Annotated in this window: 12 protein-coding genes; 6 read left to right on the top strand and 6 right to left on the bottom strand. The window is 64.8% G+C overall.

Annotated features, from left to right (window positions below):
* Positions 1–100 precede the first annotated feature (100 nt).
* The 3 genes from FQ775_RS03555 to FQ775_RS03545 all read left to right on the top strand — a co-directional run bounded on the left by FQ775_RS03555 (position 101) and on the right by FQ775_RS03545 (position 2,662).
* Positions 101–346 (top strand): zinc-finger domain-containing protein, encoded by a 246-nt coding sequence (locus FQ775_RS03555; protein ID WP_146299608.1) that lies wholly within the window; start codon positions 101–103, stop codon positions 344–346.
* A gap of 19 nt (positions 347–365) precedes the next feature.
* A complete protein-coding gene (locus FQ775_RS03550) occupies positions 366–1,586 on the top strand; it encodes an FAD-dependent monooxygenase (protein WP_146299609.1) in 1,221 nt (406 codons plus the stop codon).
* Between the two features lie 101 nt (positions 1,587–1,687).
* Positions 1,688–2,662 carry a hypothetical protein gene (locus tag FQ775_RS03545; protein ID WP_146299610.1) on the top strand — a complete coding sequence of 325 codons (975 nt, stop codon included), beginning with the start codon at positions 1,688–1,690 and terminating at the stop codon, positions 2,660–2,662.
* Positions 2,663–2,683: 21 nt separating this feature from the next.
* On the opposite strand, the gene FQ775_RS03540 is transcribed toward FQ775_RS03545, so the two are convergent.
* From FQ775_RS03540 to FQ775_RS03515, 6 genes are all read right to left on the bottom strand, one after another.
* On the bottom strand, positions 2,684–3,361 hold the full coding sequence (locus FQ775_RS03540; protein WP_146299611.1) for a TIGR02117 family protein: 678 nt from the start codon (positions 3,359–3,361) through the stop codon (positions 2,684–2,686).
* A 10-nt stretch (positions 3,362–3,371) separates the two neighbouring features.
* Positions 3,372–4,175, bottom strand: a complete 804-nt coding sequence (locus FQ775_RS03535) for an amino acid ABC transporter ATP-binding protein (protein WP_146299612.1) — start codon at positions 4,173–4,175, stop codon at positions 3,372–3,374.
* 48 nt (positions 4,176–4,223) lie between these two features.
* Positions 4,224–5,381, bottom strand: coding sequence for an amino acid ABC transporter permease (locus tag FQ775_RS03530; RefSeq protein WP_146299613.1), 1,158 nt, complete (start codon positions 5,379–5,381; stop codon positions 4,224–4,226).
* 1 nt (position 5,382) lies between these two features.
* Complete coding sequence (locus tag FQ775_RS03525; protein ID WP_146299614.1) at positions 5,383–6,573, bottom strand: amino acid ABC transporter permease; 1,191 nt, start codon at positions 6,571–6,573, stop codon at positions 5,383–5,385.
* Positions 6,574–6,644: 71 nt separating this feature from the next.
* The gene (locus tag FQ775_RS03520; protein WP_146299615.1) at positions 6,645–7,676 is read right to left on the bottom strand and encodes an amino acid ABC transporter substrate-binding protein; all 1,032 of its coding nucleotides are present in this window, start codon (positions 7,674–7,676) and stop codon (positions 6,645–6,647) included.
* Positions 7,677–7,956: 280 nt separating this feature from the next.
* Positions 7,957–8,625: a phosphatase PAP2 family protein gene (locus FQ775_RS03515; protein WP_167812756.1), complete on the bottom strand. Its 669-nt coding sequence runs from the start codon at positions 8,623–8,625 to the stop codon at positions 7,957–7,959.
* Positions 8,626–8,905: 280 nt separating this feature from the next.
* On the opposite strand from FQ775_RS03515, the gene FQ775_RS03510 reads away from it, so the two are divergent.
* From FQ775_RS03510 to FQ775_RS24145, 3 genes are all read left to right on the top strand, one after another.
* Entirely contained in the window at positions 8,906–10,081 is a 1,176-nt protein-coding gene (locus tag FQ775_RS03510; protein WP_146299617.1) for a cystathionine beta-lyase, read from the top strand.
* Between the two features lie 136 nt (positions 10,082–10,217).
* On the top strand, positions 10,218–10,724 hold the full coding sequence (locus tag FQ775_RS03505) for a hypothetical protein (RefSeq protein WP_146299618.1): 507 nt from the start codon (positions 10,218–10,220) through the stop codon (positions 10,722–10,724).
* 255 nt (positions 10,725–10,979) lie between these two features.
* The gene (locus FQ775_RS24145; RefSeq protein ID WP_146299619.1) at positions 10,980–12,722 is read left to right on the top strand and encodes a calcium-binding protein; all 1,743 of its coding nucleotides are present in this window, start codon (positions 10,980–10,982) and stop codon (positions 12,720–12,722) included.
* Positions 12,723–12,818: the final 96 nt, after the last annotated feature.

Genomic DNA, 12,818 nt, shown 5'->3' with positions numbered 1-12,818 from the left:
GCGTCTGTCAATCGCCGCGGCGGCCTTGCAAACCGGTCGATTATGGTACAAACGCGGAGGACATGTCACGCGCTGCCGCGCGATCCCGCAGGAGCCTGAAATGGCCGGCCATTCCATCCCTCACTTCCAGAACGATGCCGGCCACGGCGTCATCGAGATCGGCGTCAGGGAATTCATGTGCGTCGGCGCCTCCGAGCCATATGACCATCCGCATGTGTTCCTCGATATGGGCGACGATTCCGAGATTGTCTGTCCCTATTGCTCGACGCTCTACCGCCACAGCAGCGATTTGAAGGGAACTCAGACGCGCCCCGAAGGCTGCCAGTTCAAGGACAAGGCCGCCTGACGCGCCAGGAGACTTCCTGGTGGCCAGAACGCCCCCCAACCTGCAGATTCTGATTGCCGGCGGCGGCATTGCCGGCCTCACCGCGGCGATTGCCTTTGCCTCGCGCGGTTTCTCGGTACGACTGTTCGAGCAAGCGCCGGCCTTCTCCGAGATCGGCGCCGGACTGCAGCTGTCTCCCAACGCGACACGCATCCTGCGCCGGCTTGGCGTTCTCGACCTGCTGCTGCCGGCGGCAGTCCGGCCACAGGCCGTGATCCTGCGTGACGCGCGCAGCCTGACCGAACTCGCCCGCGTACCGCTCGGCGCCGAAGCCGAGAAACGCTGGGGCGCACCCTATCTGACCGTCCACCGGGCGGATTTGCAGAGCGCGCTTCTCGCCCGTGCCGGTCAGGAACCCGACCTTCGCATCATGACCGGCGCCAAGGTGCGCGACTCCGCCGCCCATGCGCACGGCATCACGATCTCGGTCGACCGCAACGGCAATATCGAGGAGTACGCCGGCCATCTTCTGATCGGCGCCGATGGCGTCTGGTCTAAGCTGCGCCACCGTATCCTCGACGGCATGGACAATTCCTTCACCGGGCTCACGGCATGGCGTGCGACCGTGCGCCAGGGTGGCGGTGGATTCCCTGAGCGGCTGATCGCGCCGGATGTCGTCACCGCCTTCCTCAACCGGAACTTCCATCTGGTCACCTACCCGCTCAGGGCCGGCGCCGCCCTCAACCTCGTCGCGATCACCAGGGGCGGCCCGCTGGCCGAAACCTGGGATGCCGGCTCCGGCGCGCAACCGCTCTTCGACGCGATGGACAAGGCCGCGCGCCCGCTTGCCGAATTCGCGGCCAACGCTTCCGGCTGGGTCTGCTGGCCGCTCCACGTCGTTGATGCCAAGGGGCCTTGGACCAGGACCGAGGGTGTCGCGCTGATCGGCGATGCGGCCCATGCCATGACACCGTTCGCTGCCCAGGGCGCGGCGATGGCGATCGAGGACGCCGAGGTGCTGGCCGGCATCGTCTCGCGCCACGCCGGCGAACTCGGCCGCGCCCTTGAAATCTACGAGACCGAGAGGCGTCCTCGCGTCTTGCGGGTCGCACAGCGTGGCGCGCTCAACCGCCTCGCCTGGCACGCGGCGGGTCCTGTCGCGCTGGTGCGTAACCTGGTGCTGCGGCGGCGCTCGGGTGGCCGGCTTGCCGACGACCTCGACTGGCTCTACGGCCAGGACGCCACGAAATCCTCGGCCTGACGACCGCGAAGTTTCCGCGCTCCCGACCAGAAGGCGTCACCGCACCGGCGGCTTTGCACCACAATGCCGCAATACGCTCCGGCTCGGGCTGGAGACAGGGCATGGGCGTTTTCTTTCGCATCCGTCGCGCGATCCTGCGCGCCGCGGCCGTTGCGGGCATCTCGATCGCGGGCTCCGTCGCGCAGGCCGACCCGCCGCGACCGCCGGCGAAGGCGTCCATCGGCGACATCACCTTCAACTTCGATCCCTCGGTCTGGCAGTTCGCGAGCGATGGCGACGGGCTGGTGGCGACCTGTGTAGGCATCGATTGCCGTGGTGTCGTGATCGACATCAGCCAGCGTCCCAGCGAGGGCGGCTGCACCAAGGACTTCGTGCGCGAGACCGCGCGGCGGATGTTTCCGTGGACAGACCGCCATGCCGTCAACACGCTGGCCGCTGGCCGTTTCGGGCTGGTGCTGTCGCAGAGTCGCCTTGGTCCCAATTTCGACGTGCCAAGCTATGTGTTCGCCTGCCTCGACTGGCAGGGTACCGACTACCGCTTCGCCATACGGCCGGAAACGGTGGGCGAAATTTCCTGGACCGGCGGGGCATTGCATTATCTGGTCAGCCGCGCCTCCGCGCCGCCCGCCCGCATCGAGCGCGTCAGGCTCGGCGCCATGACGCTGGAGATACGGACGAATGTCTGGGACATCGCGACTGTGCGGCCGAACGAGTCGGCCATGCTGATCTGCCGCCCGCCGACCTGCCACGATCGTCCCTTCGTGATCGTGTCCGCGAGTTCCGGTATCGAGCCGCAGGCGGCGATACCCCCCTTCGGTCGCGGATGGCGCGACTCCAGGACCGAGATCTATCGCGGCGATCATTCCGACGCTGTGACCTTTTCGGTGACGACCACCTTTTCGCCCTGCCGCAACTATGTGCCACCGGAGGTCGTCGCGGCGGCGCATCACGGCGGGATGACATACCGGATTTCCACCCCGGCACTAACCGGCTGCCGCTCCGCCCGTGCGGTATCGGGCCGCGTCTTCGAAGCCCTGCTCGACAGCGCTCGTATCGTCGACACAGGCGCGCCCTGAGGCGTCGCAAGCCGGCGGGCTTCATGGCAACTCGTTGAAGGCCTCCAGCGACCAGACGAGGCTTTGCGGCAACGGGTTCCATGCTCCGGTGCGCAGGCCTGCCTCGCGCAGGACGGCGCCGGTCCAGGTATTGCAGCCCGCGAACGCGTTGAACCAGCCCACGGCCTCGTAGAAGCGATCATAGTCTCCGTAGGCAACACCTTCGATCAGGGTCACCCGCCCCGCCCTGTCGCGTGCGAAGCTGATCGAAATCGCATCGACCATCTTCTCGAACGCGGCAGGCGACAGGTCGACCGGCGTGACCCCCTCCGCGTCGGAGTTGATTTCGCCGGCGAGCGTCACATGCATCACGGATCGGTCAACCGTCAGCGCGCGCAGGACCGGGCCGGGTTTCAGTTCCGACCATGTCGGCGTCTGCAGATAGAATTCCCGGCCGCCCCACCCGACGATGATCCATTCGACCGCCGGATCAAAAAGTGGCAGGCCGCCATCGGCGAGAAAGGAGAACGTCCGGCGAATGTCTTCATCGGCCGGCAGTGCGATGTCGGTGTGGATCGGGTTGGCCAGAACCAGAATCCGGCGGGCGGTCGAACTCTTTACTTCTCCTGCCAGCGGGAACAGCGGGCGCGGCACGAAAGCGCCCGCCAGCGGCGCGACGGCAAAGACGGCGAGCGCTGCCAGCAGCCGGCGGCGGCGCAAGCAGGTTCCCCTAATGCAGGATCTGGCTCAGGAACAGCTTGGTGCGCTCGTGCTGCGGGTTGTCGAAGAACGCCTCCGGCGTGTTCTGCTCGACGATCTGGCCCTGGTCCATGAAGATCACCCGGTTGGCGACCTGGCGCGCGAAGCCCATCTCGTGGGTCACGCAGATCATGGTCATGCCCTCCTCGGCCAACCCCACCATGGTCTCCAGCACCTCCTTGATCATCTCCGGATCGAGCGCCGATGTCGGCTCGTCGAACAGCATGATGCGCGGGTTCATGCAAAGCGAACGCGCGATCGCGACGCGCTGCTGCTGGCCGCCGGAGAGCTGGCCCGGATATTTGTTGGCCTGTTCGGGGATCTTGACCCGCTCCAGGAAATGCATCGCCGTCTGCTCCGCCTCCTTCTTCGGCGTCTTGCGGACCCAGATCGGCGCCAGCGTGCAGTTCTCCATGATCGTCAGGTGCGGGAACAGGTTGAAGTGCTGGAACACCATGCCGACTTCGCGCCGCACCTCGTCGATCTTCTTCAGATCGTTGGTGAGTTCGATGCCGTCGACGACAATCTTGCCCTTCTGGTGCTCTTCCAGCCGGTTGATGCAGCGGATCATGGTCGACTTGCCGGAACCCGACGGGCCACAGACGACGATACGCTCGCCGCGCATGACCTTCAGGTTGATGTCCTTGAGCACATGGAAGTCACCATACCATTTGTGCATGCCGACGATCTCGATCGCGACGTCGGTGTCGGAGATTTGCATCTTGGAACGGTCAACGGCGATCTCTTCCGCGCCGACCGCATTTTCGCTAGCCATCGAGTTTCCCCTTTTATTCTCGTTCGTGGCTCGACTTCTTGTTCGCGTCTATCGCTTGTGTCCGGTGTCCAGCAGCCTTTCCATGAAGATCGAATAGCGTGACATTCCGAAGCAGAAAATCCAGAACACGAAACCGGCGAAGACGAGCCCGGTCATCGGCGTCTGCGGCGAGGCCCAGGCGGCATCGGAGAAGTTCTGGCGCACCGCGCCAAGCAGGTCGAACATGCCGATGATGTAGACCAGGCTGGTGTCCTTGAAGAGACCGATGAAGGTGTTCACGATGCCCGGGATCACCAGCTTCAGCGCCTGCGGCAGCACAATCAGCCACATCTTCTGCCAATAGCCGAGGCCGAGCGAATCGGCGCCTTCGTACTGGCCCTTGGGGATCGCCTGCAGACCGCCGCGCACCACCTCGGCCATGTAGGCGGAAGCGAACATCGCCACCCCGATCAGGGCCCGCAAGAACTTGTCGAAAGTGACGCCAGCCGGCAGGAACAGCGGCAGCATGACGCTGGCCATGAACAGCACCGTCACCAGCGGCACACCGCGCACGGTCTCGATGAAGATGACGCAGATCATCTTGACCACCGGCATCTTGGAGCGGCGCCCGAGCGCCAGCACGATACCGAGCGGCAGCGACACCGCGATGCCGACAAAGGACAGGACCAGCGTTACCATCAGTCCGCCCCAGAGCGGCGTCTCGACGAATTCGAGGCCGAACCAGCCGCCGACCAGCAGGAAGTAGGCGACAACCGGGAACACGCCGAAGAACAGGATCGCATTCAACCCCTTGCGCGGCACCTTGGGGATCAGCAGCGGCGCCAGCAGGACCACGAACAGAATGCCGGTGAGCGCAACGCGCCAGCGTTCGTCGACCGGGTAGCGGCCATACATGAACTGTTCGAACTTTGCCCCGACAAATGCCCAGCAGGCGCCCGACCAGCCGTCGGGCTGCGAGCCCCCCTGAGCCGCAGTGGCGCAGAACGAACGGTCGGAGCCGGTCCACTGCGCACTGATGAAGGCCCAGTCGATGAGCGGCGGCAGCGTGTAGGCGATGAACAGCGCGCCGAGGATGGTCAGCACGCCGTCGAGCGGCGTCGCAAACAGGTTGACGCGGATCCAGTGACCGAAGCCGGTCTCGCTCTTCGGTGCCGGCTGGTTGGCCACCATCTCGGCGCGGACGAAGGAGAGGTCGTGTTCCTGCATCCTACCTCTCCACCAGCGCCATGCGGGCGTTGAACCAGTTCATGAACAGCGAGGTCGCGAGGCTGAGCCCGAGATAGACCACCATCCAGATCGCAACGACCTCGATCGCCTGGCCGGTCTGATTGAGAATGGTGCCGCCGACCGCGACAAGATCCGGGTAGCCGATGGCGATCGCCAGCGACGAGTTCTTGGTCAGGTTCAGATACTGGCTGGTCAGCGGCGGGATGATGATGCGCAGCGCCTGCGGGATGATGACCAGCCGCAATGTCGGTCCCGGTCGCAGGCCGAGCGCGTGCGAGGCCTCGGTCTGGCCCTTGTTCACGCCGAGGATGCCTGCGCGCACGATCTCGGCGATGAAGGACGCTGTATAGAAGGACAGCGCCAGATAGAGCGCCAGGAATTCGGGCTTCACCGAGATGCCGCCGACCAGATTGAAGGTCGAAAGCTGCGGGAACTCGAAGCTGAGCGGGAAGCCGGTCAGCGCGTAGGCAAGCAGCGGCAGTCCGACGATCAGCGCGATCGACGTCCACAGCACCGGAAACTGCTGGCCGGTCGCCATCTGGCGCGCGGTCGCCCGCTTCTTGACGAAGAAGGCCATGGCGATCGCCAAAACCAGTGCCACCGCGATCAGCCAGGCGCCTTCGCCCCAGATCGGCTTCGGAAAGAAGAAGCCGCGGCTGTTCAGGTAGGAGCCGAAGGGCAGTCCGATCGAGTCGCGTGGCAGCGGCAGGACCGAAAGGACGCCGAAATACCAGAAAAAGATCACCAGAAGCGGCGGAATGTTGCGGAACACCTCGACATAGACGGTGCAGATCTTGCGGATCAGCCAGTTGCGCGACAGCCGACCGACGCCGACCATGAAGCCGATGATGGATGCGGTGATGATGCCGAGGACGGCGACGAGGATGGTGTTGAGCAGGCCGACAACCAGCGCCCGGCCGTAGGTGGAATCAGAGTCGAACGCGATCAAACTGGTCGCGATGTCGAAACCGCTGCGGCCGGCCAGAAAGCCGAAGCCGGAGGAAATGTTGGAACGTTGGAGGTTCTCGATCGTGTTGCCCACGATCCAGTAGACGAAGGCGAACAGTCCGACGAAAACGACGACCTGGAAGAAGATCCCGCGGATCTTCGGGTCATAAAGGATCGACGCCCTGGCGACGCCGTCGTCGCGGATGGTGTCCTGAGTGGCCATCTCTGATCTCTCCCGACCTCGGAAACCGGGAGACGCCTAGACCAGGCGCCTCCCGAAGGTCCCAGAAAAGATCAGCGGATCGGGGGCGCGTAGAGGATGCCGCCCTTGGTCCAGAGCTGGTTCAGGCCGCGCGCGATCTTGAGCGGGCTGTCCTGACCGATATTGCGCTCGAAGCTCTCGCCGTAATTGCCGACAGCCGTGATGATGTTCACCACCCAGGCGTTGTCGAGACCAAGATCCTTGGCCAGCGTGGAGTCCGGCTCCATGCCAAGCACGCGCTTGATCTCCGGATTGTCGGAGCCCTTCATCTCCTCGACGTTGGCCTGCGTGATGCCAAGCTCTTCGGCCGTGATCATCGCGTTGAGCGTCCACTTGACGATGTCGAACCACTGGTCGTCGCCCTGGCGCACCACGGGGCCGAGCGGCTCCTTGGAGATGATCTCGGGCAGAACGACGTGATCGTCCGGCGCGGCGAGCGTCAGGCGGATCGAATAAAGGCCCGACTGGTCGGTCGTATAGACGTCGCAACGGCCCGAGTCATAGGCCGCGTTGACCTCTTCGAGCTTCTCGAAGACGACCGGGTTGTATTCCATCTTGTTGGCGCGGAAGTAGTCGGCCAGGTTCAGTTCGGTGGTGGTGCCGGTCTGGACACAGACCGATGCGCCGGAGAGCTGCAGCGCGGAGTTCACGCCGGGCAGCTTCTTGGCGTTGATCATGAAGCCCTGGCCGTCATAGTAGTTCACACCGGCGAAGTTGAAGCCGAGCGAGGTGTCGCGGCTGAGCGTCCAGGTCGTGTTGCGCGACAGCATGTCGATCTCGCCCGACTGCAACGCGGTGAAGCGTTCCTTGGCCGTCGTCGGCGTATACTTGACCTTGCTGGCATCGCCGAACACGGCAGCGGCAACCGCCTTGCAGATGTCGACGTCGAAGCCGGACCATTCGCCCTGGTCGTTCGGGGCGGCAAAGCCGGCAAGACCGGTATTGACGCCGCATTGGATGAATCCCTTGGCCTTCACGTCGTCGAGCGTGGCCGCCGAAGCCGCCGATGCGGCGAGCCCGAGTGCCGCCGCGCCAAGTACGCCGGTCAAAACCTTCGTTTTCATAACTGGAACCCTTTTCTGTTTCCGGGGTCTATTCCCCGTTGTCATTTCCCTCTCGGAAGCAGAGCAGTTGACCTGGAACCCACCCGGGCCGACGCGCGCTGTTGACGCGCACCGTTCTGCACCTCCCGCTCACTGCCGCATCGAAGGCCATTATGACCATTTGGTCAAGGGCGAATGGCAGGATTGCCGCGCGGCCGTGACGATTATCCTTGACGCGACGCATCGCCGACCGGCTGCAACCCATCCGCGCGGCCTTCGGCCGGTTGTCATGCGGCGACGATCAGCCGCCATGACGATATCGGACGAACCGCGGCCGCGGCAGCAAGCCATCGCCTGCCGGTCGAAAAACGACGTTGCGTCGGGCCAGCCAGCGGGCCAGCCACAGTGCAAACAGCGCGCCAACCGCGAAACCGGCGAGCGCGTCGGACGGCCAGTGCGCGCCGGCCCCGACGCGGAAGGAGGCGAGCAGCATGCCCAGCGGCAAGATGACAGGAGCGGCGCGCGGCCAAAGCGCCACGGCGGCCACCGTCAGGGCGCCGGCGACGGTGCCGTGGCCCGATGGAAAGCTGCCGAAATCATAAGCGTCATCGAAGGGTGCGAAATGCGCCGGCCCGAGTTCCATCTCCGGCCTGGCGCGGCCGATGAGAAATTTCGCACCGCGCGTAAGAAGCCCCGACCCCGAAACCGCCAGGAAGGCAAAGCCGGCCTGCCCCGCGTAAGACCCGAGCGCGAAGCGATGGCGACGGTTCCTGGAATTCCAATCCACGACAAATAGGACAAGGAAAATCGTCAGCCAGCCGACCACATGAAGGCTCACGGCGGCAATGTCGGTCAGGCTCATGCTGACCGCAACGAAGGCCGGCACGGAGGACAGGGCCGCCGTGACGGGGACGTCGAAAGCGGCGAGCGCCAGCGTGGCGACTGCCGCCAGTACCGCGATCAGGCTCATCCGCATCGTCCAGGCAGGCGGGCTGCCGGTGCGCGGCGGCCGTCGCCACCCTGCGGCCGCCCGGCGCAGATGGGGCCACAACGGGCCGCCGCCTTTCGTCATCATTCCCTCTTGATGTCTTCTCGTCGTTGCAAGACTTGGCCGGCAACATGCCCGCGTTCAAGCCCCCGCGAAGTGGTCGGGCCAAGCCCGGCCAATTCCAGATTTAGCCGCCGAGAGCGGTTGCGCGGTCTTGCGCGGGACACTAAGCCTTGCGCGTCGATTTCCCGAGCGAGGCCCCATGAGCAGCGACCCGTCCCACCGCCAAGGCATCAACACGCGTCTGGCGCATGCCGGCAACGACCCGCGCGAGTTCCACGGCTTCGTCAACCCGCCGGTCGTGCATGCCTCCACGGTGCTCTTCCGCAACGCCGCCACCCTCGCCGCCCGAGACCAGAAATACACCTACGGCACCCGTGGCACGCCGACCAGCGATGCGCTGGCCAAGGCGGTCAACGAACTCGAGGGCTCCGCCGGCACCATCATCGTGCCCTCGGGGCTCGCCGCCGTCACCGTGCCGCTGCTCGCCTTCCTGTCGGCGGGCGACCATGTGCTGATCGTCGATTCCATCTACAACCCGACGCGCCGCTTCGCCGACACCATGCTCGCGCGGCTCGGCGTCGAGGTCGACTATTATCGCCCCGAGGTCGGCGCCGACATTCCCTCGTTGATGAAGCCGAACACCAAAGTCGTCTTCACCGAAGCGCCCGGCTCCAACACCTTCGAGATGCAGGATATTCCGGCGATCGCCGCGGCGGCGAAGAAAGCCGGCGCGGTCGTCATGATGGACAATACCTGGGCCACCCCGCTCTATTTCCGCCCGCTCGACCACGGCGTCGACATCTCCATCCACGCTTCGACCAAATATCCGGCCGGCCATTCCGACGTTCTGCTCGGCACCGTGTCTGCGAATACCGACCATTGGGAGCAGCTTTGGGAGACCTATCTGACGCTCGGCGCTTGCGCGGCGCCCGACGACGTCTATCAGGTGCTGCGCGGCCTGCGCACCATGGGCGTACGTCTCGAACGGCACCAGAAAAGCGCCATCGAGATCGCGCGCTGGCTGGAAGGCCTGCCCGGCATTTCCCAGGTGCTGCACCCGGCGCTCGAAAGCCATCCGGGCCACGCGATCTGGAAACGTGACTTCTCCGGCGCCAGCGGCATCTTCTCCGCGGTCCTCGACGGCGGCGGCAAGGCCCAGGCGCACGCTTTCCTCGACGCGCTCGAGATCTTCGGCCTCGGCTATTCCTGGGGCGGCTACGAAAGCCTCGCCGTTCCCGTCTTCCTCGGCGACCGCACCGTGGCCAGGGGCGACTATGCCGGCCCGGTGATCCGCCTTCAGATCGGCCTCGAGGACGTCGATGACCTCAAGGCCGACATCGAGCGCGGACTGGCCGCGGCGGCGCGCGCCGGCTGAAGCGGGCTTTCGGCCGTTAACCAGCGCATGTTTCCGCATTTGCCGGGTGGGGTCGGCTCCCCTACCTTGTCATGGGTACGACATTTCTCCGGGTGGCGCGGCCCGCGCAACCGGGAGGCGTTCGGGGAGTATGACCATGCGCCACAGCCTGTCGATCATCGGCCGCGTCCTCATGCTGACGGCCGCCCTCGCGATGACCTCGATCGCCCCGACGACGGCGGGAGAGCGTCGTGCCGACGGCACCTCGGCCGGCATCCGTGCCGAAGGCGGACACAGCTTTCGCCGCCATCGCGGTGACAAGGGCCGCGTGATCAAGAAGCGCGGCCGGCATGATGCCAAGCGATCGCACCGGGCCGAGCGCGGCGACCGCCATCACCGGCGTGACCGGCGGCTGTCGCGCCGGCATGATCGCGATCACGATTGGGGCGGTCGCGACTGGCGCGGCAAGAAGCTCTACCGTCACGGCAAGACCGACCCGCGCCGCTGGCGCCGTGTCTATCGCGGCGAGGTGCCGGCGATCCGCCTGCCCGGCGACGGGCTTGACGGCCGGCGTGAGCACCGCCGCCCCGATCGCCACGCGACCGGCAACCGCTATTTGCCGAGCCCGCAGGTAATCATCGAGGTCAATGCCTGGCTGGAGTAGTCGTTTCGCGGCCTGTCGCTGATGGGCGGCTTGTTGTTGTCGCTCATAAGATGAACCCGGGGTTGAGCCGACAGATGAACCCGGGGTTCAGCCGGCGCGAAATATTGGCAACGTCTGTCACGGTCTGATGGGCAAGGGCACTGCCTTGGCCAGATGGTCACAGCGTTGTTTCGTCATCCCGCTGTTTGAGGATATGTTGACAATAAGCCGGCGGCAACGGCGGCCTCCGGCGTGGATCAAACGCAGGAGAAGATCATGGTCACGACACCCAACTTCACCGACGGCACCTGGCGGATCGCCTCGACGCTGCACATCAACGGCGCGCCCTTCGGCGACATTCTGTGGCAGAACATTGCCGATCAGTCGCTGGTGCTGTGGCAGCAGAACGGTGCCACCACCGTTTCGATGGAGATCCTGCCCTCGGTCAGCAAGCACGAAGTCGCCGTGGTCGGTGATTTCGACGGTGACGGCCGCGCCGACCCCTATCTGCGCGATCAGGCTGTCGGCACCAACAAGGTGCTTCTGAGCAGCACCGGAGCGATTGCCAACTCCGCCTCCGCCTCCTCGGTCGCCGATGCCCGTGCGGCAACCGACCTCAACGGCGACGGCATGGACGACGTCATCTACTTCATCAACACCAATGCCAACCTGCTCACCTTCCAGATGAACGGCGCCTCGGTCGCGGGCACCAGCAGCTTCGCGTCGGGCTATGATACGGCCGACACGCTGCTCGCCGCCTTCGACGGCACCGGCTCCAGGAGCTTCTCCAGCTTCTGGTTCGATGCCTCCGCGGGCCAGTTCGACATCGCCACCTACACCGACGGTGTGCGCAACATCTCTGACAGCTTCAGCACCGCGCCAGGCAACGAATTCGTGCTTGCCGCCGATTTCGACGGCAATGGCAGCACGGATTTTTTGACACGCGACAACACCGGCTCCGATACCGGCAGCATCGAGATCATCACCACAGATGGCAACGGTGACTTCGATATCGGACGGCTGACCTTTGAGCGCTTTACATTCCAGGATCTGATCTTCGACACCGGCGGCGATTTTGATGGCGATGGCACCTTCGAACTGCTGGGCCGCTTCACGGGCTCAGGCGACACTTTCGTCGTGGAAGCGATCCCCGGCACGACGGCGACCGAGTCGCTCTTCGGCGGTTCCGGAAACGACATCATCGATGGTTATGACGGCTTCGACCGTATCTTCGGCGGCGCCGGCGACGACATCTTGATCGACAGTGGCACATCCGCATCCAGCTCCGACACCATCTTCGGCGGCGACGGCAATGACCGCATCGATACCGGTTCGGACGACGACACCGCTTATGGCGGCGCCGGCGACGACACCCTGCAGGGCCAGGGCGGCGAGGACGTGCTGATGGGTGGCGACGGCAACGATTCCATCAGTGGCGGCTCCGGCACCGACTTCATTTCCGGCGACGCCGGCAACGACATCCTCACCGGCTCGACCTTCGGCTACTCCCATATCAAGGGCGGCGACGGTGACGACATCATCAACCATTCCGGCGACCGCATGACCGCCGAGGGCAATGACGGCGACGACAAGGTCTACGGCGGCAACGAGGAAGACTTCCTCTTCGGCGGCAATGACGACGACATGCTGATCGGCAATTTCGGCGAGGACACGCTGTTCGGCGGTGCCGGCGACGACATCCTGATCGGCACCGACCTCGCCGGCACCGATACCTTCGACGACCACCTTTTCGGCGGGACCGGCCAGGATTTCTTCTATCTCGGCCAGGACGGCACCAACTTCTACATCGGCGCCAATCAGGCCATCATCAAGGACTTCGACATCTTCGGCAGCGATGCCGACTTCGTCGTCCTCAACGGCCTGGCAAGCTTTTACGACTTCGTTGATACCGGCAGTGACATCGAAATCCGGCAGTCCTCGGACTCCAACGTCATCGCCGTCGTCGAAGGGGTGGCCAACGTCGCCGACCTGGAGGCGAGGGCGTTGTTCATCAGCTAGCGCGCAGGAAAGGACAAGCGTTGACGGGCAACCTTGCGGCCGTCGCCGAAACGATGGCCGCGGGCTCGGACGAGCTCGACTGAGGCAATGGCGGCA

The organism is Nitratireductor mangrovi (assembly GCF_007922615.2).
Classification (GTDB): domain Bacteria; phylum Pseudomonadota; class Alphaproteobacteria; order Rhizobiales; family Rhizobiaceae; genus Mangrovimarina; species Mangrovimarina mangrovi.
The sequence above is the reverse complement of the archived record's forward strand: the minus strand, read 5'-3'. Positions and strand labels throughout refer to the sequence as shown.

Bases quoted from the DNA above. Each gene is read 5' to 3' on its own strand.
- FQ775_RS03555 (WP_146299608.1), top strand. From the start codon at position 101: ATGGCCGGCCATTCCATCCCTCACTTCCAGAACGATGCCGGCCACGGC.
- FQ775_RS03545 (WP_146299610.1), top strand. From the start codon at position 1,688: ATGGGCGTTTTCTTTCGCATCCGTCGCGCGATCCTGCGCGCCGCGGCC.
- FQ775_RS03535 (WP_146299612.1), bottom strand. From the start codon at position 4,175: ATGGCTAGCGAAAATGCGGTCGGCGCGGAAGAGATCGCCGTTGACCGT.
- FQ775_RS03530 (WP_146299613.1), bottom strand. From the start codon at position 5,381: ATGCAGGAACACGACCTCTCCTTCGTCCGCGCCGAGATGGTGGCCAAC.
- FQ775_RS03525 (WP_146299614.1), bottom strand. From the start codon at position 6,573: ATGGCCACTCAGGACACCATCCGCGACGACGGCGTCGCCAGGGCGTCG.
- FQ775_RS03520 (WP_146299615.1), bottom strand. From the start codon at position 7,676: ATGAAAACGAAGGTTTTGACCGGCGTACTTGGCGCGGCGGCACTCGGG.
- FQ775_RS03515 (WP_167812756.1), bottom strand. From the start codon at position 8,625: ATGAGCCTGATCGCGGTACTGGCGGCAGTCGCCACGCTGGCGCTCGCC.
- FQ775_RS03510 (WP_146299617.1), top strand. From the start codon at position 8,906: ATGAGCAGCGACCCGTCCCACCGCCAAGGCATCAACACGCGTCTGGCG.
- FQ775_RS03505 (WP_146299618.1), top strand. From the start codon at position 10,218: ATGCGCCACAGCCTGTCGATCATCGGCCGCGTCCTCATGCTGACGGCC.
- FQ775_RS24145 (WP_146299619.1), top strand. From the start codon at position 10,980: ATGGTCACGACACCCAACTTCACCGACGGCACCTGGCGGATCGCCTCG.